The sequence below is a fragment of the Falsiroseomonas sp. HC035 genome (assembly GCF_050563525.1).
GTDB lineage: Bacteria > Pseudomonadota > Alphaproteobacteria > Acetobacterales > Acetobacteraceae > Falsiroseomonas.
On the sequence record NZ_JBNXUN010000013.1, the window covers coordinates 44,373 to 66,255 of the forward strand.

The 21,883-nt window shown below is 69.4% G+C and carries 26 protein-coding genes; 16 read left to right on the plus strand and 10 right to left on the minus strand.

What is annotated here, in order from left to right:
- Positions 1–41 precede the first annotated feature (41 nt).
- Genes ACLF3G_RS22185 through ACLF3G_RS22215 form a run of 7 tightly spaced genes read left to right on the plus strand, consistent with a single transcriptional unit; the run spans position 42 to position 3,194 of the window.
- Complete coding sequence (locus ACLF3G_RS22185) at positions 42–377, plus strand: ArsR/SmtB family transcription factor (protein ID WP_430671594.1); 336 nt, start codon at positions 42–44, stop codon at positions 375–377.
- The gene (locus tag ACLF3G_RS22190) at positions 374–823 is read left to right on the plus strand and encodes an SRPBCC family protein (protein ID WP_430671595.1); all 450 of its coding nucleotides are present in this window, start codon (positions 374–376) and stop codon (positions 821–823) included. Before ACLF3G_RS22185 ends, ACLF3G_RS22190 begins: the two co-directional genes overlap by 4 nt.
- Complete coding sequence (locus ACLF3G_RS22195) at positions 820–1,305, plus strand: DUF1579 domain-containing protein (protein WP_430671596.1); 486 nt, start codon at positions 820–822, stop codon at positions 1,303–1,305. Before ACLF3G_RS22190 ends, ACLF3G_RS22195 begins: the two co-directional genes overlap by 4 nt.
- Positions 1,306–1,308: 3 nt before the next feature.
- Entirely contained in the window at positions 1,309–2,391 is a 1,083-nt protein-coding gene (locus ACLF3G_RS22200; protein WP_430671597.1) for a WD40/YVTN/BNR-like repeat-containing protein, read from the plus strand.
- Entirely contained in the window at positions 2,391–2,660 is a 270-nt protein-coding gene (locus ACLF3G_RS22205) for a MoaD/ThiS family protein (RefSeq protein ID WP_430671598.1), read from the plus strand. The genes ACLF3G_RS22200 and ACLF3G_RS22205 overlap by 1 nt, the downstream gene beginning before the upstream one ends.
- Before the next feature lie 3 nt (positions 2,661–2,663).
- On the plus strand, positions 2,664–2,846 hold the full coding sequence (locus tag ACLF3G_RS22210; protein WP_430671599.1) for a hypothetical protein: 183 nt from the start codon (positions 2,664–2,666) through the stop codon (positions 2,844–2,846).
- A gap of 3 nt (positions 2,847–2,849) precedes the next feature.
- Positions 2,850–3,194 carry a dihydrofolate reductase family protein gene (locus ACLF3G_RS22215; protein ID WP_430671600.1) on the plus strand — a complete coding sequence of 115 codons (345 nt, stop codon included), beginning with the start codon at positions 2,850–2,852 and terminating at the stop codon, positions 3,192–3,194.
- An 18-nt stretch (positions 3,195–3,212) separates the two neighbouring features.
- On the opposite strand, the gene ACLF3G_RS22220 is transcribed toward ACLF3G_RS22215, so the two are convergent.
- The 7 genes from ACLF3G_RS22220 to ACLF3G_RS22250 form a co-directional block, all read right to left on the minus strand.
- Positions 3,213–3,800, minus strand: a complete 588-nt coding sequence (locus tag ACLF3G_RS22220; protein ID WP_430671601.1) for a HupE/UreJ family protein — start codon at positions 3,798–3,800, stop codon at positions 3,213–3,215.
- Positions 3,801–3,858: 58 nt separating this feature from the next.
- Entirely contained in the window at positions 3,859–4,953 is a 1,095-nt protein-coding gene (locus tag ACLF3G_RS22225) for a DNA topoisomerase IB (protein WP_430671602.1), read from the minus strand.
- 93 nt (positions 4,954–5,046) lie between these two features.
- Positions 5,047–5,367, minus strand: coding sequence for a hypothetical protein (locus tag ACLF3G_RS22230; RefSeq protein WP_430671603.1), 321 nt, complete (start codon positions 5,365–5,367; stop codon positions 5,047–5,049).
- A gap of 121 nt (positions 5,368–5,488) precedes the next feature.
- A complete protein-coding gene (locus ACLF3G_RS22235; RefSeq protein ID WP_430671604.1) occupies positions 5,489–6,355 on the minus strand; it encodes a PRC-barrel domain-containing protein in 867 nt (288 codons plus the stop codon).
- A gap of 153 nt (positions 6,356–6,508) precedes the next feature.
- Positions 6,509–6,697 (minus strand): CsbD family protein, encoded by a 189-nt coding sequence (locus tag ACLF3G_RS22240; RefSeq protein ID WP_430671605.1) that lies wholly within the window; start codon positions 6,695–6,697, stop codon positions 6,509–6,511.
- Between the two features lie 46 nt (positions 6,698–6,743).
- A complete protein-coding gene (locus ACLF3G_RS22245; protein WP_430671606.1) occupies positions 6,744–7,205 on the minus strand; it encodes a hypothetical protein in 462 nt (153 codons plus the stop codon).
- A 104-nt stretch (positions 7,206–7,309) separates the two neighbouring features.
- The gene (locus ACLF3G_RS22250; RefSeq protein WP_430671607.1) at positions 7,310–8,443 is read right to left on the minus strand and encodes an AI-2E family transporter; all 1,134 of its coding nucleotides are present in this window, start codon (positions 8,441–8,443) and stop codon (positions 7,310–7,312) included.
- A gap of 228 nt (positions 8,444–8,671) precedes the next feature.
- Here ACLF3G_RS22250 and phnD point away from each other — a divergent pair, with 228 nt between their 5' ends.
- Genes phnD through phnE (ACLF3G_RS22270) form a run of 4 tightly spaced genes read left to right on the plus strand, consistent with a single transcriptional unit; the run spans position 8,672 to position 12,123 of the window.
- Positions 8,672–9,664 carry a phosphate/phosphite/phosphonate ABC transporter substrate-binding protein gene (phnD, locus tag ACLF3G_RS22255; protein ID WP_430671608.1) on the plus strand — a complete coding sequence of 331 codons (993 nt, stop codon included), beginning with the start codon at positions 8,672–8,674 and terminating at the stop codon, positions 9,662–9,664.
- Between the two features lie 12 nt (positions 9,665–9,676).
- Entirely contained in the window at positions 9,677–10,477 is an 801-nt protein-coding gene (gene phnC / locus ACLF3G_RS22260; protein ID WP_430671609.1) for a phosphonate ABC transporter ATP-binding protein, read from the plus strand.
- Positions 10,474–11,292 (plus strand): phosphonate ABC transporter, permease protein PhnE, encoded by an 819-nt coding sequence (phnE, locus tag ACLF3G_RS22265; protein ID WP_430671610.1) that lies wholly within the window; start codon positions 10,474–10,476, stop codon positions 11,290–11,292. Before phnC ends, phnE (ACLF3G_RS22265) begins: the two co-directional genes overlap by 4 nt.
- Positions 11,293–12,123, plus strand: coding sequence for a phosphonate ABC transporter, permease protein PhnE (gene phnE, locus ACLF3G_RS22270; RefSeq protein WP_430671611.1), 831 nt, complete (start codon positions 11,293–11,295; stop codon positions 12,121–12,123). It abuts the gene before it with no gap.
- On the opposite strand, the gene ACLF3G_RS22275 is transcribed toward phnE (ACLF3G_RS22270), so the two are convergent.
- The 3 genes from ACLF3G_RS22275 to secA are packed head-to-tail and all read right to left on the minus strand — an operon-like array spanning position 12,116 to position 16,793.
- Positions 12,116–13,183 (minus strand): mandelate racemase/muconate lactonizing enzyme family protein, encoded by a 1,068-nt coding sequence (locus ACLF3G_RS22275; RefSeq protein ID WP_430671612.1) that lies wholly within the window; start codon positions 13,181–13,183, stop codon positions 12,116–12,118. The two genes, phnE (ACLF3G_RS22270) and ACLF3G_RS22275, sit on opposite strands and share 8 nt — an antisense overlap.
- Before the next feature lie 40 nt (positions 13,184–13,223).
- The gene (locus ACLF3G_RS22280) at positions 13,224–14,003 is read right to left on the minus strand and encodes a tellurite resistance TerB family protein (protein ID WP_430671613.1); all 780 of its coding nucleotides are present in this window, start codon (positions 14,001–14,003) and stop codon (positions 13,224–13,226) included.
- Between the two features lie 57 nt (positions 14,004–14,060).
- Positions 14,061–16,793: a preprotein translocase subunit SecA gene (secA, locus tag ACLF3G_RS22285; RefSeq protein ID WP_430671614.1), complete on the minus strand. Its 2,733-nt coding sequence runs from the start codon at positions 16,791–16,793 to the stop codon at positions 14,061–14,063.
- A gap of 225 nt (positions 16,794–17,018) precedes the next feature.
- On the opposite strand from secA, the gene ACLF3G_RS22290 reads away from it, so the two are divergent.
- From ACLF3G_RS22290 to folE, 5 genes are all read left to right on the plus strand, one after another.
- The gene (locus ACLF3G_RS22290; RefSeq protein WP_430671615.1) at positions 17,019–17,912 is read left to right on the plus strand and encodes a peptidylprolyl isomerase; all 894 of its coding nucleotides are present in this window, start codon (positions 17,019–17,021) and stop codon (positions 17,910–17,912) included.
- Positions 17,913–17,923: 11 nt separating this feature from the next.
- On the plus strand, positions 17,924–19,162 hold the full coding sequence (gene argJ, locus ACLF3G_RS22295) for a bifunctional glutamate N-acetyltransferase/amino-acid acetyltransferase ArgJ (protein ID WP_430671616.1): 1,239 nt from the start codon (positions 17,924–17,926) through the stop codon (positions 19,160–19,162).
- 1 nt (position 19,163) lies between these two features.
- A complete protein-coding gene (locus ACLF3G_RS22300) occupies positions 19,164–20,183 on the plus strand; it encodes a bifunctional GNAT family N-acetyltransferase/(deoxy)nucleoside triphosphate pyrophosphohydrolase (protein WP_430671617.1) in 1,020 nt (339 codons plus the stop codon).
- 63 nt (positions 20,184–20,246) lie between these two features.
- Complete coding sequence (locus ACLF3G_RS22305) at positions 20,247–21,008, plus strand: competence/damage-inducible protein A (protein ID WP_430671618.1); 762 nt, start codon at positions 20,247–20,249, stop codon at positions 21,006–21,008.
- Positions 21,009–21,238: 230 nt separating this feature from the next.
- Positions 21,239–21,877 carry a GTP cyclohydrolase I FolE gene (gene folE / locus ACLF3G_RS22310; RefSeq protein WP_430671619.1) on the plus strand — a complete coding sequence of 213 codons (639 nt, stop codon included), beginning with the start codon at positions 21,239–21,241 and terminating at the stop codon, positions 21,875–21,877.
- Positions 21,878–21,883 lie beyond the last annotated feature (6 nt).

Below are 21,883 nucleotides of genomic sequence, written 5' to 3' on the forward strand. Positions count from 1 at the left end.
CAAGCTTGCCATGGGCGCGCGTGGTCGATAACGTAAACCACATGGTTAACTTTCAAGCGCCCCCTGACCTGGACCGCATCTTCGCCGCCCTGTCGGACCCCACCCGCCGCGCCCTGATCCAGCGTCTGGATGCGGAGGATGGGCTTTCGATCAGCGAACTTGCGAAGCCGCTGGCGATGTCCCTGCCCGCGGTGATGAAGCACCTGGATGTGCTTGAAGGGGCCGGGCTTATCGCGCGCCAGAAAACCGGCCGCACCGTGGCCTGCCGGCTGACCGCCGCGCCGATGGAGGACGCCATGGGTTGGCTCGCCCGCTACCAGCGCTTCTGGACCGAGAGCCTGGATCGCCTGGCCGCCGCCGTGGAGAAATCGCCGTGACGACGACGATCCCGAGCCTCACCCTGGTGCGCCGCATCAAGGCGCCGCCCGCCCGTGTCTTCGCCGCCTGGACGCGGGCGGAGGTGCTGGCGCAGTGGTTCGGCCCGCACCACACCAAGGTCGAGCACGCCGAGGTCGATGCGCGCATCGGCGGCGCCTTCCGCATCCGGCTGATCGAGGACAATGGCGACCGCCACGAGGTCGGCGGCCGCTACATCACCATCGAGCCCGAGCGCGAGATCGCCTTCACCTGGGCCTGGGCCAGCATGCCGGAACGCGAAAGCCGCGTCACCGTGCGCTTCCGGGCGGTGGAGGACGCCACCGAGATCACCCTGACGCATGACCGCTTCGCCGATTCCGCCACCGCCACGCGTCATCGCCGCGGCTGGACGGAATCCATGCAGCGCCTGGACGCCCACTTCACCACGATGGAGACGACGCCATGATGGATGCGAAGGCCACGGACCAGCATCGCTGGCTGCAGCGCCTGGTCGGCGAATGGACCAGTGAGATGCAATGCGTGATGGGGCCGGACCAGCCGGCGATGACGATGCGCGGACGCGAAAGCGTGCGTCCACTCGGGGAGTTCTGGGTGATCGGCACCGGGCAGGGCGAGATGCCCGGCGGCGGCACCGGGCACACCGTCATCACCCTCGGCTACGACGTGGCGAAGGGCCGCTTCACCGGCAATTTCGTCGGCTCCATGATGACCATGATGTGGCTCTACGACGGCGAACTCGATGCCGGGCAGACGGTGCTGACGCTGGACAGCGAGGGACCCGACATGGGCACGCCCGGCCGGACCGCGCACTACCAGGACATCATCGAGGTGCCCTCGCCCGACGAGCGCATCATGCGGTCGCGGATGAAGGATGCCGAGGGCAACTGGCATCATGTGATGACGGCGCGTTACCGGCGGGTGGGCTGAGAGATGGGGACGCGGGTCCTGTTGCTCATCGGCACGCGCAAGGGTGCCTTCATCCTTCAATCGAATGCGGCGCGGCAGGATTGGTCGCTGCGCGGGCCGCTGTGCGACACCTGGCCGATCAACCACGTGATCGCCGACCCGGCTTCGGGGCGCATCCATGCGGCGGGCGGCAATGAATGGTTCGGGCCGGCGGTCTGGACCTCGCCGGACCTCGGCGAAAGCTGGACGCATTCCAGCGTCGGCCTCGCCTATCCAGCCGGCGACACGCCGATCAAAACGGTGTGGTCGCTGGCCGCGGCGCATGGCGTACTGCATGCGGGGGTGGAACCGGCCGGGCTGTTCCGCAGCGAGGATGGCGGCGAGGGCTGGTCCCATGTCGCCGGACTGCGCGACCATCCCTCCCGCCCCGAATGGCAGCCGGGCGGTGGCGGGTTGATCCTGCACGGGCTGCTTCCGCATCCGGCGGACCCGGACCAATACTGGGTGGCGATCTCGACCGGCGGCGTGTTCCACACGGAAGATGGCGGCGTCACCTGGGCACCCCGTAACCGCGGCACACGCCAGGACTACGCGCCGGAGGACCAGCGTTACCCGGAACACGGCCAATGCGTGCATTGCCTGGTGATGGCGCCGGGCCAGCCGGACCTGCTGTACCAGCAGAACCACTGCGGCATGTACCGGAGCGAGGATGGCGGCCGAAGCTGGACCAGCATCGAAGCAGGCCTGCCTTCCAGCTTCGGCTTCCCCGCCGCAACGCATCCACGCGACCCGGACACGCTGTTCCTGCTGCCGCTGAACGGCGACCAGGCCGGGCGCTACGTGCCGGATGCGCGATGCGCCGTATGGCGGACACGCGATGGCGGCCGGACCTGGCAGGACCTGCGGGAGGGGCTGCCGCAGCAGGACGCCTATTTCGGTGTGCTGCGCCAGGCGATGGCGGTGGATACGCTGGACAAGGCCGGCGTCTATTTCGGCACCAGCGGCGGCGAGCTGTTCGCCAGCGCTGACGAGGGCGAGACCTGGCGCTGCATTGCGCGGCACCTGCCGGTGATCTCCTCGGTCGAGACGCTGGTCCTCGACGGCTGATGCAGCCCGTCCAGGTCCTCCTGCCCTCCGCCCTGGTGCGCCTGTTTCCGGGCGCGCAGCGGGAGGTGGCGCTGGAGGTGGCCTCCGTGGCACAGGCGGTCCTGGCGCTGGACCAGCGCTGGCCGGGCATGGGCGACCGCATCTGCGATTCGACGCCGTCCATCCGCCGCCACCTGAAGGTCTTCGTCGATGGCCAGCCGGCGACCCTGGCCACGCCGCTGCGCCCGGGCGGGGAGATGCTGGTGATGACGGCGATGAGCGGCGGCTGACGCATGGCGCAACTGATCTTCAGGATGAACCAGTCGCTCGATGGATATGTGGACCATCAGCGCCTGTCGTCCGGCCCGGCAATCTTCCGGCACTGGACCGAGCAGGTCGCCGGCCTGGCCGGAAGCATCTACGGGCGCGGCATGTACGAGGTCATGCGCTACTGGGACGAGGACCATCCCGAATGAACCATGGAACAGCAGGCCTTCGCGGCGGCGTGGCGGCGGCAGCCGAAATGGGTCGTGTCGCGCTCGATGACATCGGTCGGCCGCAACGCCACCCTGGTCCAGGATGACGTTGCGGGGCTGGTACGGGGGCTGAAGGCCCGGCTGGTAGGGGAGATCTCGGTCTCGGGCCCGGTGCTGGCCGGTAGCCTGACGGAGCCCGGGCTGATCGACGCGTACCAGCTCTATTTCCACCCCTTCGTGCTGGGGCATGGCAGGCCGTTCTTCGCCGGCCCGCGGCCGCCGCTTCGCCTCCTGGCCAGCGACCTGGTCGGGGACGGCGTGATCAGGTTGACCTACGTGCCTGCCTGATCCCGCCGTAGGCCGGCGTCATGGTACCAGCGCGAGGAGGCCCACCGCCACCACGGCGCCACCCGCCAGCCGCGGCACCAGAACCGGCAGGCCGCGTGCCAGCCGCGCCACGAGCGCCACCAGCCCGCCCTGCACCACCGCCAGCCCGGCAAGGTAGGCCAGCACCGGCGTCGGCTCCGCGCCCAGCACCGCCTCGGCATAGGCCTGCCCATGGGCGAGCCCGGCCAGCGCCAGGAGGCCGAGCCACGCCGCCGGCGCGATGCGCCACCCGGCGACCAGCAGCCCGCCCGCGGCCAGCACGGTCGCCATCACAAGCCACTCCGCCCCCGGCAGCACCAGCCCCATCCAGGCCGTGGCCACCCCGGCCAGCGACGCCACCACGAACAGCAGCGGTCGCGCGAGGCCCTGCCCCGCCAGGCCCGCGAGCAGCCCGACGGCCAGCAGGAAGGCCAGGTGGTCCAGCCCGATGACGGGATGCGCGAGGCCGGAGGCGAGCCCCTGCCAGAGCGTTGCCGGAACCTCCCCGCCCATCGGGTGATGCGCCGCAGCCGGACCAGCGAGCAGCAGCGGCAGGGCGAACCCGGCGACGCGGATGGTGAAGGTCATGCGGCGCAATCCTCTTCTGCGTGCCGCAGGATAGGACTGCCGCGGCGGCAGCGGAACCCTATGACGTCGCCGCCATTTCCTGCAGCCCGGTCGCCAGCAGTGCCAGCACCGCGGCCTCCTCCGGCCGCAGCCGGCCGATCTCCTGCTGCAATTCCGCCTTCGCCTCGGCCTCCACCTCCAGCGCCAGGGTCCCGCCCAGGTAGCTGTCTAGGATCACCGGGTGGACGTAGCATTTGCGGCAGATCGTCGGCGTATTGCCGAGGCGGGAGGCGACGCGCTCGATCGCCTGGCGCACGTTCCGCTTGGCCGCCGCCTGGCTGTCCACGCGCTGGTATTCGCGCAGCGCCAGCGCCGCCAGCACGGTGCCGGCCCAGGTGCGGAAATCCTTTGCCGTGACGTCGCGGCCGGCGATCTCGCGCAGATAGGCGTTCACGTCGGCCGAGGTGACATCGCGAATCTCGCCATCGGCGTCCCGATACTGGAACAGCTCCTGCCCCGGCAGGTCCTGGCAGGCGCTGACGATGCGCGCGACGCGGCGGTCCTTGACGCGCAGGTTCCAGCTTTTCCCGCTTTTGCCCTTGAAGGCAAAGCGCATCTCGCTGCCGGCGACGTCCACATGCTCGCCCTGCAGGGTGGTCAGCCCGTAGCTCTCGTTCTGCTTGGCGTAGTCGTCGTTGCCGACGCGAATGAGCGTGGTTTCCAGCAAGTGGACGACGGTCGCCAGAACCTTTTCGCGCGGCAGGCCCGGCCGGCGCATGTCGGCATCGACGCGGGCGCGCAGGGCCGGCAGAGCCTGGGCGAATTCCAGCATGTGGTCGTATTTCGCGGCGTCCCGCACTTCCCGCCAACGGGCGTGATACCGGTACTGCTTGCGGCCCTTCTGGTCGCGGCCGGTCGCCTGGATGTGGCCGTTCTCATGCGGACAGATCCACACCTCGGTCCAGGCTGGTGGGATGGCCAGCGCGCGGATGCGCTTCAATGCGGCCGAATCACGCACCGCCCCGCCCTTCGGCAGGCGGTAGGAAAAGCCCTTGCCGACGCGGCGCCGGCTGATGCCCGGCTGGTCATCCGAGACGTAGCGCAGGCCGGCGTCGCTGGCGGCCTCGCGCGCATCAATGATGGCAGGGCTGGCGCTGTCGTCGTCGAGAGGCATCGGCGCTGGGCCTCCTCCCGAGCGGACAGCGGCTTCAACACCTGCCATCGCGTCCGGTTCCGCCGGCGCCTGGGCCGAAGCCCTTTGGCCCGACTACTGCGTCGGGCCGCCACCGCCAGTCGCGCCGGAGCCTGGCGGGCTGGCGCCAGTTGTGCTCGGACTTGCCGGTGTCCCGGCGGTACCGGACGCCGGCGCGGGCGGTGCCACCGGCGCGCCAATGGGGGCGTTGCCACTGGTCCCGGTGGTGCGCCCGGCATTGCTGGTCGTGCCGGTCCCGCCCACCGTGTTCGGGGCGCTACCGCCGGATTGTCCGGTATTGGTGTCCGTCGAAGCCTCGTTCTGCGCATCGTCGCAGGCAACGACCGCCAGCGAGAAGGTTGCGGCAAGCAGCGGCGCCAGGAATTTCGTTTTCATCCTGAGATCTTTCTGTCTGGTGTGCGGCGTCCGAAGCGCGGGCCGCGGCACGCCGTTGAGGTCATCAATCCGGTCGCGGCCCGGCCGCCGCAGGACGCCTGCGGGACCGGCCCCACGACCGTCAGCGATAGGCGCGCACGCCGTCCGCCCAGCCCCCCAGGCGGGCATATTCCTGGATGCGATCCGTCTCGTAGCGCGGCAGGGCTTCCAACTGCGCCCGTGTCAACTCCATCCGCACCCGATCGTTGGGGCCCCCGAAGGCCAGCTGCTCGATCGGCACCACGGCACGGCGGGCCCCAATCCCAAGGAAGCCGCCCCACTCCACCACCGCCGCGCGCACCTGCCCGTTGCCATCGATCAGCAGGTTCTCGACCTCGCCGGCATCACGGCCGTTGACGCCGACGACATTGGTGCCGACGAGGTTCGAGGCACGTTCCAGCGTGAGGCCGGACGCGGCGCCGCGGGCTGCCACGGGCTGCGCCGGACTGCCGCCGGATTGAGCAGGCTGCGGCGTGGCGGCGGTACCGGTCTGCGTCTCCTGCCGCGCCATGCCGCCCTGTTGGCCGGTGGCAATGGCGGACAGGAGCTGCTCGATGGCGGTGCGGGCGCGTGGTGCCGGCACCGCGTCGCCGTCGCCCAGCGTTTCACGCGCCTGCGCCACGCGCTGTTCGACCGGGCCGCGCTGGTCCTGCGGCAGGTCGGCCATCGCGCGCGTCATCTGGTCAAGTGCCTGGCGCGCCCGCTGGACCGCCTGCGGCGAGGCGTCGCCGGAGGCATCGCCAAGCTGCTGATGTGCGACCCGAAGTTCCTGCGCCGCGCGCTGTAGTGGCGTCTGCGCCGCCTGCGGCTGCGACGGCGTCACGCCCTGCTGTGCCCGCTGAGCCGCGGCCGGGTTGGCGGACACCATGGCCAGGCCAAGCGCCAGCGTCGCCACTCCAAGGAACAGCCGGTTTCGCGCGGCCGGCTTCTTGATCGTCCTGTCCTGCATGTTCATCTCCTGCGGATCACGCCAAGCGGCGTCGGGATCCGTGCTGGCGCGCAGTGCTCAGCCTGGGGTCTGACGAATCTCGACCATCATCGTGCGCCGCGGGGGAGGATGGTGTTTCGGCAGGGCCTTCCGACCCTGCCGCGACGCCACCGTTCAGGCCTTGTCGAGCATGTCCCGCGCCTTGTCCTTGGCGCCACCAACGGCGTTCTGGACCTTGCCCTCGGCCTTGTCGGCCTTGCCTTCGGCCTGCATCGACTGATCGCCGGTCATCTTGCCGACGCCTTCCTTGATGCTGCCCTTGGCCTGCTTGCCGCTGCCTTCGATTCGATCCTTATCAGGCATGTCGTTCTCCTCGGTTGTTGGTTCGCCGACGGGAACAGAACCCCCGTCAGTCCACGGGCTGCTGGTGCAGCAGCGTGCCGCGCCGGGCATCAAGTCGAAGCTGCCAGGCACGATCATTCTGGTGCGCCTGCGTGGTGATGGCCTGGTCATCGCGCCCGAGTTCGCTCACACGCGTGTAGCCGCGGCTTTCAAGTAGCCGGCCGACCTGTTCCGTGCTCAGCGGCTGCTCGGACTGCACCTGACCGCTCAGCACCTCGACACGCAGGTCACGCACCACTTCGCCAAAACGCCGCGCCTCGCTGACGATATAGACATCGCCGTCACGCCGCATCTCGCCGATATCGGAGTATCCGCGTGTCTGCATCAGGGTGCGAACCAGATCCTGGCTGGTTTCCGCCACCACGGGACGACCATCCACCGGGGCGGCGACCTGCGCCGCCGCGCCGTTCAATGCGGCTGTCGCCAGCAGCGCCAGCAGGCTGACTGCGGGCCATGACCGCCGATTCACAGGGAGCCTCCTTCACGCAGTTGCACCTGGAAAGACAACACCGCCGGCGTCCTGCCGTTCGCTCCCTTTCCGCCTCGACAAGGATTCCCACGACGCGCGGCGCGTTATTGCGGCGCGTCGTCCTCGCCCGGCACCTCGGTCTGCTGCCCAAGCGTCTCTCGCACATAAAGCTGCTTCACCAGCACATAGGCGACCACGGTGATGGGCGCGGCGAGGATGACACCCGGTAGCCCGAACAGCAGGCCCACGGCGACAACGGCGAACAGCATCAGCGCCGGCGGCATGCTCACCATGTGCTTCTCGACCAGCGGCAGGATCATGTTGGATTCCAGCTGCTGGATCGCCAGGAACAACACTGCCGTCCACAACAGCGCATCACCACCCGCCGCCAGCGCCAGCAACAGCGGCGGCACGGCACCGGCGACCGCGCCCAGCAGCGGCACGAAGCCGACGAGGCCGGCAAACAAACCCAGCGCCAAGGGCGAAGGCAGGCCGATCAGCCACGTCCCGAGCCCGGCCAGCGTGCCGACGATGCACATGGAAACCATCTGCGCACCGAGCCACATCCGCAGCGCATTGCCGGTGGCCAACAGCGCATCCTCCACCCGGCCCTGCTGCTCCACCGGCACCAGCATGACCACGCCCTTGCGGTACATCGCCGGGTCCATCGCCAGGAAGAAGCCGCCGACCGCCGCGATGACCAGCGCCGACAGCGCATTGACGATCATGGTACCGGCGGTGGCCGCATGACCGGCCAGGGTACGCAGCACGGAGGCATCGAAGAAGCCGCCATCGGCGCGGCCACCCGCCTCACCACCGCCCTCGCCGCCCGCCTGCCGCGCAGCTTCCCCCAGCGGGGGAATGTCGACGTCGAAGCGGTGCTCGAAGGCGCCTATGGCACGCGGCAACTGCTCCCACAGCTGCGCGACCTGGGTCGTGACCTCGCTGCCCACGAGCACCCCGGCCAGGCCCAGCAGCGCCGCGAGCGCCAGCCCTACCGCCAGCAGCGACAGGGTGCGGGACAGACCGATTCGAGCCTCGACCGGCTTCGCTACCGCCAGCAGTAGCACGGCGACCAGGACGCCCGCAAAGGTCAGCAGCAGCGCCTCCCGCACCTGCCATAGCAGCAGCAGAAGCAGGATGACGGCGGCGACGATCAGGACGCGGCGGAGGAAGGCGACATCCCCCCGCACGCCACCCGCGGCGGGCGAAGCCGTGTTCGCCTTGTCCTGCTGCATGCCACCAGTCTCCGGATGATGGTCCGGAAAGCGATCTGGCGCCGAAAGGTTGCATCAAGCTGCCGCAATGCTCCATGGGGCCCCGGCGGATCGCGGACGCTATTGAAACATACTTGTCACATTGGCGCTTGCCGTTGGGATGAAGCCCCGGCAATCTTCAAAAATCTGAAATGGATGCGACGCGGACCGCCTCGTAGAAGGCAGCCGATTCCACAGGGAGTTACCGCCATGTTGCGCCGCCTTCTCACCTCCTCCGCCCTGGCATTGGGCCTGTTCGGCCTGGTCGCAGCCCCGGTGCCGGCCCGCGCGCAGGCGCAGGATTGCCCGCGTGGCACGCTCGATGCCCGGTACTGCGACCGCAACGGCGACCTGGTGGCCGATGTGCCGACCAATGCGCGGGAGCTTGTGGACCCCGCGACGCTCATCTTTGCCTACACCCCGGTCGAGGATCCGGCCGTGTACCGCCAGGTCTGGCAGCCCTTCATGGACCACCTGGCGCGGGAGACCGGCAAGCGCGTGCAGTTCTTCGCCGTGCAGTCCAACGCCGCACAGATCGAGGCGATGCGCGCCGGCCGCCTGCACATCGCCGGCTTCAACACCGGCTCCAACCCGCTCGCCGTGAACTGCGCCGGCTTCGTGCCCTTCGCGATGATGGCCAGCAACAACGGCGCCTTCGGCTACGAGATGGAGATCATCGTCCCCGCATCCTCGACCGCGCAGCGGATCGAGGATCTGCGCGGCCGCACCATCGCCTTCACCGCGGAAACCTCGAACTCCGGTTTCAAGGCGCCCTCCGCCCTGCTGGCCAGCCAGTTCAACATGCGCGCTGGGCGCGACTTCACCGCGGCCTTCTCGGGCCGGCATGACAACTCCATCCTCGGCGTCGCCAACCGGGATTACGACGCGGCGGCCATCGCCAATTCAGTGCTGACCCGCATGGTGGCGCGCAACGTCGTGCGCCCGGACCAGATCCGCAACATCTATCGCAGCCAGTCCTTTCCGACGACCGGCTATGGCCACGCCCACAACCTGAACCCGGCGCTGGCCGAGAAAATCCGCGGCGCCTTCTTCAACTTCGACTGGACCGGCACGGCATTGCAGGCGGAATTCGCGAAGAGCGAGCCGCCGGCCGAGAAGTTCATCCCGATCACCTACCAGGAACACTGGAACGTGGTCCGGCAGATCGATAGCGCGATGGACGTCTCCTACGCCTGCCGCTGAGGATACCTGCCGGTGCTTTTGACTCTTGAGAAGCTGACCAAGCGCTACGCGACCGGCGACCTGGCACTTGACCACGTCGATCTCCAGGTTCCGGCCGGGCAGGTGATGGCGCTTATCGGTCCCTCGGGCGCCGGTAAATCCACGCTGATCCGCTGCGTCAACCGGCTGGTCGAGCCGACCAGTGGGACGGTGCAACTGGACGGGGTGAACCTCACCAGCCTAGGCTCCGGCGCGCTGCGCCGGGCACGGCGGCGGATGGGGATGATCTTCCAGGAATACGCGCTGGTCGAACGCCTGACCGTGATGGAAAATGTCCTGTCCGGTCGGCTCGGCTATGTCGGCTTCTGGTCGTCCTGGTTCCGCCGCTTTCCCCGCAAGGATCTCGAGGAAGCCTTCCGGCTGCTGGATCGCGTCGGCCTCGCCCACATGGCGGACAAGCGCGCCGATGCGCTGTCCGGCGGCCAGCGCCAGCGCGTCGGCATCGTGCGCGCGCTGATGCAGGACCCGAAACTGCTGCTGGTGGATGAGCCCACCGCCAGCCTCGATCCGAAGACCAGCCGCCAGATCATGCGGCTGATCGTGGAACTCTGTGCCGAACGCGGGCTGGCCGCCATCATCAACATCCACGACGTGGCGCTGGCCCAGCAATTCGCCCGCCGCATCGTCGGCCTCCGCGCCGGCCGCATCGTCTTCGACGGCCCGGCGGAGGAGCTGGGCACCGATGCGCTGACCGCGATCTATGGCGAGGAGGATTGGTCGCAGACCATCCGGAAAGCCGAGGAGGAGGACGAGGCGGCCGAGGCGGTGGCATGAGCGCCACGACATTCGATCCCGCCGCCGCCGCGCGCGCCTGGCGGCCGCCACCGCTGATCGCGACACCCTGGTTGCGCTACGCCGTCTATCTCGGCGCGCTGGCCTACGCGCTGCTGGCCTTCACCACCATCGAGGTGAACTGGACCCGCGCGGCCGAAGGGGTGGAACGCGCCGGGCGCTTCCTCAGCGGCTTCTTCCCGCCCGATTTCGTCTCGAAGCGGGAGGACATCCTGATCGGGCTGGGAGAAAGCCTGACCATGACGGTGGTCTCCACCGCCGTCGGCATCATCCTGTCGATCCCCGTGGCGCTCGGCGCCTCCCGCAACCTGGCGCCGCTGCCGATCTACCTGTTCTGCCGCGGCATCATCGCCATCAGCCGCACCTTCCAGGAAATCATCATCGCCATCGTCTTCGTCGCCATGGTGGGCTTCGGCCCGCTGGCCGGCACGCTGACGCTGGCCTTCGCCACGATCGGCTTCATGGCGAAGCTGATCGCTGAGGACATCGAGGATATCCAGGCCTCCCAGGCCGAGGCGGTGCGCGCCACCGGCGCCTCCTGGTTCCAGTTGCTGGCCTGGGGTGTGCTGCCGCAGGTGCGGCCACGACTGATCGGGCTTTCGGCCTACCGGCTCGACATCAACTTCCGCGAAAGCGCGGTGCTCGGGCTGGTCGGTGCCGGTGGCATCGGGGACACGCTGAACACCAGCTTCGACCGCTACGAATTCGACACCGCGGCGGCGATCCTCATCATCATCATCCTTATCGTTCTGGCCTGCGAATACAGCAGCGGCTACATCCGTCGGAAGGTCCAGTAGATGGCCGTCACCACGGGTGTCGCCCAGGATGGAAAGTCCGTGCCGGTGTGGCGCCGTCGCACGCCACGCGCGGACCTGCTGGTCTGGGCCGGCTGGTTCGGCGCCGTGGCGCTGACCCTGCTGTGCTTCGAGTTCATCTCGGACCGCACCATCTGGCCCTTCGTGTGGGACGCGCCGGCGCAGGGCGCCGACCTGATCGGCCGCATGTTCCCGCCGCGCTGGTCCTATGCCAGCCAGCTCTGGAAGCCGCTGCTCGACACCATCAACATGGCGACCATCGGCACGGCGCTGGCGATCGTCATCGGTGTGCCGCTGGCTTTCCTCGCCGCGCACAACACCACGCCGAGCCGGCTGTTCGTCCGCCCCGCCGTGCTGTTCATCATCGTCGCCAGCCGGTCCATCAACTCGCTGATCTGGGCGCTGATCCTGGTGATCATCCTGGGCCCCGGAATGCTGGCGGGCATCCTGTCCATCGCGCTGCGCTCGGTCGGCTTCATCGCCAAGCTGCTGTACGAGGCGATCGAGGAGATCGACCCGACGCAGGTGGAGGCCGTGACCGCCACCGGCGCCTCCCGCCCGCAGGTGCTCGGCTGGGCGATCGTGCCGCAGGTGATGCCGGCCTTCGCGGGTATCAGCGTGTTCCGCTGGGACATCAACATCCGTGAGGCGACGGTGCTCGGCCTGGTCGGCGCGGGCGGCATCGGCATGCAGATGCAGGCCAGCATCAACGTGCTGGCCTGGCCGCAGGTGACGGTGATCTTCGTGCTGATCCTCGGCACGGTGCTGGTCAGCGAATGGCTGTCCGCGCGCGTGCGCCACGCCGTCATATGAGGGGGTCGAGACCCAGGCCCGGCGCCCGCGGCACCTCCGCGAAGCCATCGCGCACCACCAGGCCGTTGGGCGGCGTGTCGAGGTCGGCGAAGTAGATCTCGAGCGGTGCCTCGGCCTCCGCGGCCGCCAGCCAATGCAGGCTGGCGAGCAGGCCGGGTCCGAAATAGGGGCAGTGCGGCACCACCGCGACGCCCGCCTGCCGCGCCAGCCGCGCCACTTCCAGCAGGCCGGAGAGGCCGCCATGCTTGGTGACGCTGGGCTGCGCCACATCCACGGCCCCGGCCGCGAACAGCCGGACGAAATCCACAGGGCCACCAAGGTTCTCCCCCGCCGAGATCGGGCAGCCCGCAGCGGCGCGGACCCGCGCCAAGGCCGCAAAATCCTCCGGCGGCCAGGTCGGCTCCTCGACCCAGGCGATGTTCAGGTCGCGGACCGCGTGGCAGAAATCCAGGGCCGAGGCCGCATCGGCGAAGGCGCAGTTGATGTCGAGCATCAACGGCACTTCAGCCGGCGCCGCCTCCCGCGCCGCCTGGATGCAATCCAGATCGACCTCATGCAGCTTGATCCGGCGGTAGCCGCGGCGCACCGCCTCCGCCACGTTGCGCGCCACATCGTCCGGCTGGCCGTAGCGAAGTAGGCTGGCATAGGCCGGCACCCGCTCCCGCCCGGTGCCACCGAGCAGCGCATGCAGCGGCTTTCCCGCCGCCTTGGCACGGATGTCCCACAGCGCGATGTCGATGGCGGAGATGGCGAAGCTGGCCGGCCCGTTGCGGCCGAAATTGTGGAAGCGTCGTGCCAGCATGGTGCCAATGCCGGCGATGTCACGCGCATCCTGGCCGATGCAGGCAGGGCCGATGAGCCGGTCGACCACGTCCCGCGTCGTCGCCGCCAGGGAGAAGCCGAAGCCCTCCCCCCACCCGTGCAGGCCGCTCTCGACCTCGATGCGAACCAGCAGCGTGTCGATGCGGCTCAGCCGCAGATTGCCGCCCATGGCGCCGGGCTTGGCGCCAAAGGTGAAGGCACTGCCATGCAGCACGGTGTCGACGCGCGTGATCCTCATGCCGCGGAGGATGCCAGCGCTGCGCGCCCGGCAGAAGCCTTCAGGCGGCCGGACTCGCCGCCGCCTCGATCTGCCGGTCGAGATGCGCCACCAGCGCCGGCGGCAGCTTCAGCCGGTGCGCCAGAGCCTCCAGGTAGGCACGCTCGGCAGGATGATCCGGGTCCACCGCCAGGCGCGAGACCAGGTAGAGCTCGGAGGCCTGCTCCGGCGTCCGCGCCGCCGCCGCCACTTCGCTGACCCCGATCGGTGCGTCCAGCGCGTCGAAGACGAAGGCCTTGGCCTCCGGGTCCAGCCCGGCCTTGTCCACCTGCTCGAAGATGCGGGCGCGCTCGGTCGCATCGATGTGGCCATCGGCGCGGGCGGCGCCGATCATGGCGCGGATCAGCGCCAGTTCGAAAGCCTCCCCGCCCGCCGCCGGCGTGGCGCCCGGCAGGAAGCGTTCATCGACGCTGGCGGCATCCTGCAGGCTGGCTGGGGGTGCCGTGGTGGGTGCCTGTCCGGCCTGGTAGTTCTGCCAGGCCCGATGCGCCAGCGCGCCGAGCACCGCAGCGCCGCCATGGCTCAGCAGCCCGCCGCCGCGCTTCTTGCCGCCGAGGAACATCCCGAGCAGCCCGCCCGCCGCCGCGCCACCGGCGAAGCCGCCCATGTTCCCAAGCCCACGACCACCGCCGCCCTGCAGGGCCTGCCGCGCCATGTCCGCCAGGCCACCGCCCTGCGGCAGGCCGCCGACGGATGGCATGCGCCCCGGCTGGGCTTGGCCGGAGCCGGTGCCCGCATTCGGGCCGAGAAAGCGGTCGAGAAGAGATTTCGCGTCGATCATGCCGGGCATGTTGCGATGCCAGCGCCGCCGCGCAAGCGCGGCGGTTTCAACTCATGGTCAGCCCTTGCCGTGGCAGTGCTTGTACTTCTTGCCGGACCCGCAGGGGCACGGCGCGTTGCGTGGCGTGGCGGCCCAGGTCGCCGGGTCGTCCGGGTCCACGGACTGCGCCACCATCGGGCTGCGCGCCGCCTGGGTGGCCGCACCATAGGCCGGCGGCGGCCCGGCATCGGCGTATTCCAGGTCCCCGCCGCGCGGGTCGGGGTGGCGCATGTCGGTGACGCGGATCGGCTCCGGCTCCGGCGGCGGAGCGTCCGGCCGGATATCGATGCGCATCAGCACGCTGGTGGTGCGTTCCCGCAGATCCTCCAGCATGGCGTTGAACAGGTTGAAGGCCTCGGATTTGTACTCGTTCAGCGGGTCCCGCTGGCCGTAGGCGCGCAGGCCGATGCCTTGGCGCAGATGGTCCAGCGCCAGCAGGTGTTCCTTCCACACCGCGTCGAAAATCTGCAGCAGCAGGGACTTCTCGACCATGCGCATCAGGTCGGTACCAACATTGGCGACGCGCGCGGCGTAGCTTTCATCGGCCGCCTTGATCAGGCGCTCCCGCACCTGAGTCTCGTCGATGCCCTCCTCGCGCGCCCAATCCGCCACCGGCAGGTCCAGGCCGAGGATGTTGAACACCTTCTCCTGAAGGCCCGCCGTGTCCCACTGCTCGGGGTAGGCGTTCTCCGGGATCGCGGTGTCGACCAGCTTGCCGATCGTCTCCCGCCGCATCTCGGCCACCGTCTCCGCCACGTCCGGCGCCACCATGAAGGCCCGCCGCTGGGCGTAGACCTCCTTGCGCTGGTTGTTCATGACGTCGTCGTATTTCAGCAGGTTCTTCCGAGTGTCGAAGTTGCGGGCCTCGACCTTCTTCTGTGCCTTCTCCAGCGCCTTGTTGATCCACGGGTGAACAATGGCTTCACCCTCCTTCAGGCCGAGCTTCTGCAGCATCCCGCCCATGCGCTCGCTGCCGAAGATGCGCATCAGGTCGTCTTCGAGCGACAGGAAGAAGCGGCTGGCGCCCGGGTCGCCCTGGCGGCCGGACCGGCCACGAAGCTGGTTGTCGATACGCCGGCTTTCGTGGCGTTCCGTGCCGATCACCAGCAGCCCTCCGGCGGCCTTCACCGCCGGGCGGATCGCCTCGATCTCCGCCTTGTGGCGGGCCAGGGCGGCGTCGTATTCCGGGCTGTCCGCGTTGCCGATCTCGGCGCGGGCCAGCATGTCCGCATTGCCGCCGAGCTGGATGTCCGTGCCGCGGCCGGCCATGTTGGTCGCGATAGTGACGGAGCCCGGCCGGCCAGCCTGCGCCACGATGCCCGCTTCCTGTTCGTGGTAGCGGGCGTTCAGCACCTGATGCGGCACGCCCTTCTGCTTCAGCAGTTCCGAGATCAGCTCCGACTTCTCGATGCTGGTGGTGCCGACCAGGATCGGCTGCCCGCGGTCGCGCGCCTCGGCGATCAGCACCGCCACCGCCTCGTATTTCTCGCGGGCCGACTTGTAGACCTCGTCATCCGAGTCCTTGCGCGCCACCGGCACGTTGGTCGGAATTTCCACCACTTCCAGCTTGTAGATTTCGGCGAATTCATCCGCCTCGGTGGAGGCCGTGCCGGTCATGCCGGACAGCTTCGGATACAGCCGGAAGTAGTTCTGGAAGGTGATGGAGGCGAGCGTCTGGTTTTCCGGCTGGACGGTGACGCCTTCCTTGGCCTCCAGCGCCTGGTGCAGGCCATCCGAATACCGGCGGCCTTCCATCATGCGTCCGGTGAACTCGTCGATGATGACGACCTTGTCCTGCCGGACGATGTAGTCGACGTCCTTGGTGAACAGCACATGCGCGCGCAGCGACTGGTTGGCGTGGTGCACCAGGGTGACATTGGCGCTGTCGTACAGCGCGCCTTCCGTCAGCAGCCCGGCTTCGGTCAGCGCCACTTCCAGCGCCTCCGTACCCGCCTCGATCATGTGGACGGTCTTGAATTTCTCGTCCTTCTCGAACAGCGATGTGTCCTTGACGAGTTCGACCATCACCGCGTTGACCCGCTGGTACAGGTCGCTGCTGTCGTCGGACGGGCCGCTGATGATCAGCGGCGTGCGCGCCTCATCCACCAGGATGCTGTCGACCTCGTCGACGATGGCATAAGCGAAGTCGCGCTGGACCATCTCGTCCAGCCGGTACTTCATGTTGTCGCGCAGGTAGTCGAAGCCGAACTCGTTGTTGGTGCCGTAGGTGACATCGGCGGCATAGGCCTCCCGCCGCTGCTCATCGGTCAGGCCGTGCACGATCACGCCGACCGTCAGGCCGAGGAACTTGTAGATCCGGCCCATCCATTCCGCGTCGCGGCTGGCCAGGTAGTCGTTCACCGTCACCACGTGGACGCCCTTGGCGGGCAGCGCGTTCAGGTACACCGGCAGCGTCGCGACCAGGGTCTTACCCTCGCCGGTCTTCATCTCGGCGATGCGGCCATCATGCAGCACCATGCCGCCGATCATCTGCACGTCGAAGTGCCGCATGCCGAGCACGCGCTTCGCGGCCTCCCGCACCGTGGCGAACGCCTCCGGCAGCAAATCATCCAGGGTCTTCCCGGCGGCAAGCTGGGCGCGGAATTCGGCGGTCTTGCCGCGCAGGGCGTCGTCCGACAGCGCGGCGAAGGCCGGCTCCAGCGCGTTGATCGCGGGCACGCGGGCCTGGAAGCGCTTCAGCGCCCGATCGTTGGATGTGCCGATGAAGGCGCGGACAAGGCGTTGAAACATCTTTGAAAGTCGTCTCCGACCCGCATGTTCGACCAGCGGCATCGCGCCCGGGGACGAGGGCGCAAGGCCCAATTGGGGCTGCGGCGCAAGGTGGCAGAGATAGGCGCCCGACCCCGCCGCGTCAACGCAACGGACACCTCCCACCCTGCGGGACCGCAGGATGCGCGCCTTGTGGCAGCCCCCCGCATCGGCCATCTTCCGCGCAACATGCAGAGACCCCATTCCATGCGCCGCCCCGCCCTTCTGCTCGCCTCCTTCCTGCTGCCGGCGCACATCGCGCTCGCCCAGGGACCCGCCCCGGACCCGGTGATTGCCCGCGTCGAGGGCACGGAGATCCGCCTGTCGGAGTTGCAGGCGGAGGCGCAGCGCCTGCCCGATGAACTTCGCGGCATGCCCGCCCCGATGCTGATGCCGCTGCTGCTGGACCAGATGATCACCCAGAAGGCGATCACCGCCGCCGCCCGCGCCCAGAACCTGGCGCAGGACCCGGAAGTGGCCGCCCGCCTGCGCCGCGCCGAGGACGAAACCCTGCAGCAGGCCCTCATCACACGCGCCGTGGCCCCCGCCCTGACCGATGAGGCCCTGCGCGCGCGCTACCAGCGGGAAGTCGCCGGCCGCCCGGCGGAGGAGGAGGTGCGCGCCCGCCATATCCTGGTGCCCACCGAGGCCGAGGCCCGCACCGCGCTGGCCGAGGCGCGCCGCGCCGGCGCCGACTTCGCCGAGGTCGCCCGCCGCCGCTCCACCGGCCCCGGCTCGCGGGAGGGTGGCGACCTCGGTTTCTTCAAGCGCGCCGACATGATCCCGGAATTCGCCGAATCCGCCTTCGCCATGCAGCCGGGCCAGATCTCGGAGAACCCGGTGCGGACCCAGTTCGGCTGGCACGTCATCAAGGTGGAGGAACGCCGCGCCGTGCCGCCGCCGGCCTTCGACGAAGCCCGCGAGAGCCTGCGCCAGCGCGCCTTCGAGGAAGCCGTCACCGCCGAGGTCGACCGTGTCCGCGCCGGCGCCCGGATCGAGCGCTTCGCGATGGATGGCAGCCCGCTGCCCGCCACACCCGCGCCCTCCCTGCTTGATGGCGCCGCCCCGCCGGCCGCCGCCCCCGCACAACCCCGGCGCTGAGGGTCCCGACCATGGCTGGCAAGGATCTTCCGGTGTCGCCGCTCGCCCTGCCGCTGCCGGAGATGCCGCCCATCGCGGGCGTCAGCCTCGGCTCCGGCCGCGCCGAGATCCGCTACAAGGCGCGGGAGGATGTCACCATGATGACCTTCCCTGCCGGCACCACCGTGGCGGGCGTCTTCACCAAGAACAAGTGCCCCGGCGCGCCGGTGGACTGGTGCCGCGCGGCGCTGAAGGGCGGCAAGGCGCGCGCCCTGGTCGTCACCGCTGGCAATTCCAACGTCTTCACCGGCAAGGCGGGCCGCGAGACCTGCGCGCAGACGGCCAAGTCGATGGCGGAGCTGGCAGGCTGCAAGCCCAACGAGGTGTTCCTGGCCTCGACCGGCGTGATCGGCGAGAAGGTGCCGACCGAGAAGCTGGTCGCCGCCCTGCCGCCGCTGTTCGGGGCGCTCGGCACCGATGGCTGGCCCGCCGCGGCGCGGGCCATCATGACGACTGACACCTTCCCCAAGGGCGCCACACGCACGGCGCGGATCGGCGAGGCGACGGTGACGGTCTCCGGCATCGCCAAGGGCAGCGGCATGATCGCCCCCGACATGGCGACCATGCTGTGCTTCCTGGCCACCGACGCGAAGGTGCCGGCCGCGGCTCTGCAGAAGATCCTCGCCAAGGGCTCGGACCGGTCGTTCAACTGCGTCACCGTGGACAGCGATACCTCGACCAGCGACACCGTGCTGCTGTTCGCCACCGGCGCCACCAAGCATCCCCGCGTGCCGGCCGAGGGTGGCCCCCTGCTGAAGGACTTCGCCCGCGCGGTGCATGAGGTGCTGATGGATTTGGCGCTGATGGTCGCCCGTGACGGCGAGGGCGCGCAGAAGCTGATCCGCATCGACGTGACCGGTGCCGTCTCCGCCCGTTCCGCCCACCGCATCGCCATGTCGATCGCCAATTCGCCCCTGGTGAAGACCGCGATCGCCGGGGAGGACGCCAACTGGGGCCGCATCGTTATGGCCGTGGGCAAGGCCGGCGAACCCGCCGACCGCGACCTGCTCTCGGTGGCGATCGGCGGCACCTGGATGGCGCGCGACGGCGGCGTGGTGCCGGGCTACGACGAGACGCCCGTCATCGCCCACATGAAAGGGCGCGAGGTGGCCATCGAGGTGGACCTGGCGCTCGGGCGCGGCAAGGCAACGGCTTGGACCTGCGACCTGACGCATGGCTATATCGATATCAACGGCGCCTACCGGTCCTGAGGTGACGGCTGACCTTCCCGAGGACTTCCAGCCGCTGCGGACGGAGCGCCTGACCCTCCGGCCGCTGCGGCCTGAGGATGCGGCCGACCTGCACCGGCTGGTAAATGACTGGGAAGTGGCCAAGACCCTGGCCCGTGTCCCCTTCCCCTACCCGCGCGCCCTCGCCGATGAATGGATCGCCTCGACCCAGGCGCAGATGCAGGCGCGCATCGCCTGGCACCTGGCCATCACCGGGCTGGAGGCGGCCGGCGAGCCGGGGGAGCGGGAGGTGCTGGTCGGCTGCATCGGCCTGAGCATGCACGCCACGAAGCGGGAGGCCGAGCTCGGCTACTGGATCGGGCGCCGCTTCTGGGGCCACGGGGTCGGGCCGGAAGCCGCGGCACGGCTGGCGAGTTGGGCCCTGGCCAACCTGGAGCTGGACCGGCTGGTGGCCTCCGCCCTGGTCGAGAATGCCCGCAGCCAGGCCCTGCTGCGCCGCATCGGTTTCCGGGAGACCGGCGACGGTGTGCGGGAATTCCTCGCCCGCGGCGGCACCATGCCGGTGAAGCTGTTCGAGTTGACCCGCGATGACCTGCCGCGGACGAGCCCGGTGCTGGCCGACCAGCCGCAAGCGGCGGGCGGGGCGAATATCCTGCTGGTCGCCGCCTGCGCGCTGATCGACCCGGATGGCCGCGTGCTGCTGGCGCGGCGGCCGGAGGGCAAGCCGATGGCGGGCCTATGGGAATTCCCCGGCGGCAAGGTTCAGGCCGGGGAGACGCCCGAAGCCGCGCTGATCCGCGAGTTGAAGGAGGAACTGGCGATCGACGTGGCCGAAAGCTGCCTCGCCCCCTTCGCCTTCGCCAGCCATCCTTTGGGCGAGCGCCACCTGCTGATGCCCTTGTACCTGTGCCGCCGCTGGGAAGGCCGGGTGGCGCCGCTGGAGGGCCAGGCACTGGCCTGGGTGCGGCCCAGCAAGCTGGCCGACTATGCGATGCCGCCCGCCGACAAGCCGCTGGTCGCCCTGCTGCGAGACTTCTTGTAGCCGCCACCGCGATGCTAGCCTGCCATCCTCGACGCGTCGCGATTTCCGCCCGGAGCCTGCCCGATGACCGCCGCCAACCCCACCGCCTGTCTCCTGGTCATCGGCAACGAAGTGCTGTCCGGGCGCACCAGGGACCTCAACATCAACTTCCTGGCGATCCGCCTGGGCGAGATCGGCATTCCGCTGCGCGAGGTCCGCATCATCCCCGACGTGCGGGAGACCATCATCGCCACGCTGAACGAGGTCCGGCCGAAATTCGACCACGTCTTCACCACCGGCGGCATCGGCCCGACGCATGACGACATCACCAGCGAATGCGTCGCCGGCGCCTTCGGCCTGCCCTGGGAGCCGCATCCGGAGGCCTGGGCGCGGCTGGAGCGCCACTACAAGCCCGGCGACTTCAACCCGGCCCGCCAGCGCATGGCGACGATGCCACGCGGCGCGACCCTGATCGAGAACGCCATCTCCATCGCCCCCGGCTTCACGGTGGAGAACGTGCATGTGCTGGCCGGCGTGCCGCGCATCATGCAGGCGATGTTTGAAAGCCTCGCCCCCACCCTCCAGGGTGGCCCACCCATCGCCTCGCGCGCCGTGCACGCCGATGGCGTCATGGAGGGCCGTATCGCGGAGGGGCTGGCGGCGATCCAGGCGCGCTGGCCGGACCTCGACATCGGCAGCTACCCCTACTACCGCATGGGCGGCGGTGGCGTCGCGCTGGTCGCCAAGGGCAGCGATGCGGAGGCAGTTGAAGCCGCGGCGCACGACATCACGGTCCTGCTGCGCGCGCTCGGTAGCCATCCAGTGCAGGGCGAGCCGCCGGTCTGAGCCGCCGGTCTGAGCCGCCGGTCTGAGCCGCCGGTCTGAGCCGCCGGTCTGCGCTATTGGTCTGAACCATTGATGGCATCAACCGCGGCGGCTCACCGATCCGATCTACCGGCGTAAGCACCATTGCGCGATTTTCAGCCGCCCCCATCTGCCGTGTCGAACAAGGCGCGGTGATGCGCGGGGCAGGATTGGCCCCGCGCCGCACCGAGAGGCCGATAGGATCTCGCCCCGTGAACATCCACACCCCCGCCCGCTCCCTTGCCGACCAGCCTGCCACGCCGATCCGCCCGAGCCGGGAGGAGGCGGAGGCCGCCGTCCGCACGCTGCTGATGTGGGCCGGGGACGACCCCACGCGCGAAGGACTGGTGGACACCCCCGCCCGTGTCGCCCGGGCCTATGGCGAGTTCTTCTCGGGCTACGAGACCGATCCGGTGGAACTGCTCGCGCGATCCTTCGAGGAGACGGACGGCTACGACGAGATGGTGGTGCTGCGCGACATCCGCCTGGAAAGCCACTGCGAGCACCACCTGGTACCGATCATCGGCCGCGCGCACATCGCCTACATCCCGAACGGCCGCGTCGTCGGCATCTCCAAACTCGCCCGGGTGCTGGAGACCTACGCCAAGCGACTGCAGATTCAGGAAAAGCTGACGGCGCAGGTGGCCAACACCATCGAGCAGGTGCTGCAGCCCAAGGGCGTCGCCGTGGTGATCGAGGCGCAGCACCAGTGCATGACCACGCGCGGGATCCACAAGCCGGGCGTCTCCATGGTCACCAGCCGCATGCTCGGCGCTTTCCGCGACGATCCCGAGGTGCGGCGTGAATTCCTGACGATGCTCGGCGCGCCGCGGACGAGCGTCGAGGCCTAACCTCCG

Bases quoted from the DNA above. Each gene is read 5' to 3' on its own strand.
- ACLF3G_RS22185 (WP_430671594.1), top strand. From the start codon at position 42: ATGGTTAACTTTCAAGCGCCCCCTGACCTGGACCGCATCTTCGCCGCC.
- ACLF3G_RS22195 (WP_430671596.1), top strand. From the start codon at position 820: ATGATGGATGCGAAGGCCACGGACCAGCATCGCTGGCTGCAGCGCCTG.
- ACLF3G_RS22200 (WP_430671597.1), top strand. From the start codon at position 1,309: ATGGGGACGCGGGTCCTGTTGCTCATCGGCACGCGCAAGGGTGCCTTC.
- ACLF3G_RS22205 (WP_430671598.1), top strand. From the start codon at position 2,391: ATGCAGCCCGTCCAGGTCCTCCTGCCCTCCGCCCTGGTGCGCCTGTTT.
- ACLF3G_RS22210 (WP_430671599.1), top strand. From the start codon at position 2,664: ATGGCGCAACTGATCTTCAGGATGAACCAGTCGCTCGATGGATATGTG.
- ACLF3G_RS22215 (WP_430671600.1), top strand. From the start codon at position 2,850: ATGGAACAGCAGGCCTTCGCGGCGGCGTGGCGGCGGCAGCCGAAATGG.
- ACLF3G_RS22220 (WP_430671601.1), bottom strand. From the start codon at position 3,800: ATGACCTTCACCATCCGCGTCGCCGGGTTCGCCCTGCCGCTGCTGCTC.
- ACLF3G_RS22225 (WP_430671602.1), bottom strand. From the start codon at position 4,953: ATGCCTCTCGACGACGACAGCGCCAGCCCTGCCATCATTGATGCGCGC.
- ACLF3G_RS22230 (WP_430671603.1), bottom strand. From the start codon at position 5,367: ATGAAAACGAAATTCCTGGCGCCGCTGCTTGCCGCAACCTTCTCGCTG.
- ACLF3G_RS22235 (WP_430671604.1), bottom strand. From the start codon at position 6,355: ATGCAGGACAGGACGATCAAGAAGCCGGCCGCGCGAAACCGGCTGTTC.
- ACLF3G_RS22240 (WP_430671605.1), bottom strand. From the start codon at position 6,697: ATGCCTGATAAGGATCGAATCGAAGGCAGCGGCAAGCAGGCCAAGGGC.
- ACLF3G_RS22250 (WP_430671607.1), bottom strand. From the start codon at position 8,443: ATGCAGCAGGACAAGGCGAACACGGCTTCGCCCGCCGCGGGTGGCGTG.
- phnD (WP_430671608.1), top strand. From the start codon at position 8,672: ATGTTGCGCCGCCTTCTCACCTCCTCCGCCCTGGCATTGGGCCTGTTC.
- phnE (WP_430671610.1), top strand. From the start codon at position 10,474: ATGAGCGCCACGACATTCGATCCCGCCGCCGCCGCGCGCGCCTGGCGG.
- phnE (WP_430671611.1), top strand. From the start codon at position 11,293: ATGGCCGTCACCACGGGTGTCGCCCAGGATGGAAAGTCCGTGCCGGTG.
- ACLF3G_RS22275 (WP_430671612.1), bottom strand. From the start codon at position 13,183: ATGAGGATCACGCGCGTCGACACCGTGCTGCATGGCAGTGCCTTCACC.
- ACLF3G_RS22280 (WP_430671613.1), bottom strand. From the start codon at position 14,003: ATGATCGACGCGAAATCTCTTCTCGACCGCTTTCTCGGCCCGAATGCG.
- secA (WP_430671614.1), bottom strand. From the start codon at position 16,793: ATGTTTCAACGCCTTGTCCGCGCCTTCATCGGCACATCCAACGATCGG.
- ACLF3G_RS22290 (WP_430671615.1), top strand. From the start codon at position 17,019: ATGCGCCGCCCCGCCCTTCTGCTCGCCTCCTTCCTGCTGCCGGCGCAC.
- argJ (WP_430671616.1), top strand. From the start codon at position 17,924: ATGGCTGGCAAGGATCTTCCGGTGTCGCCGCTCGCCCTGCCGCTGCCG.
- ACLF3G_RS22305 (WP_430671618.1), top strand. From the start codon at position 20,247: ATGACCGCCGCCAACCCCACCGCCTGTCTCCTGGTCATCGGCAACGAA.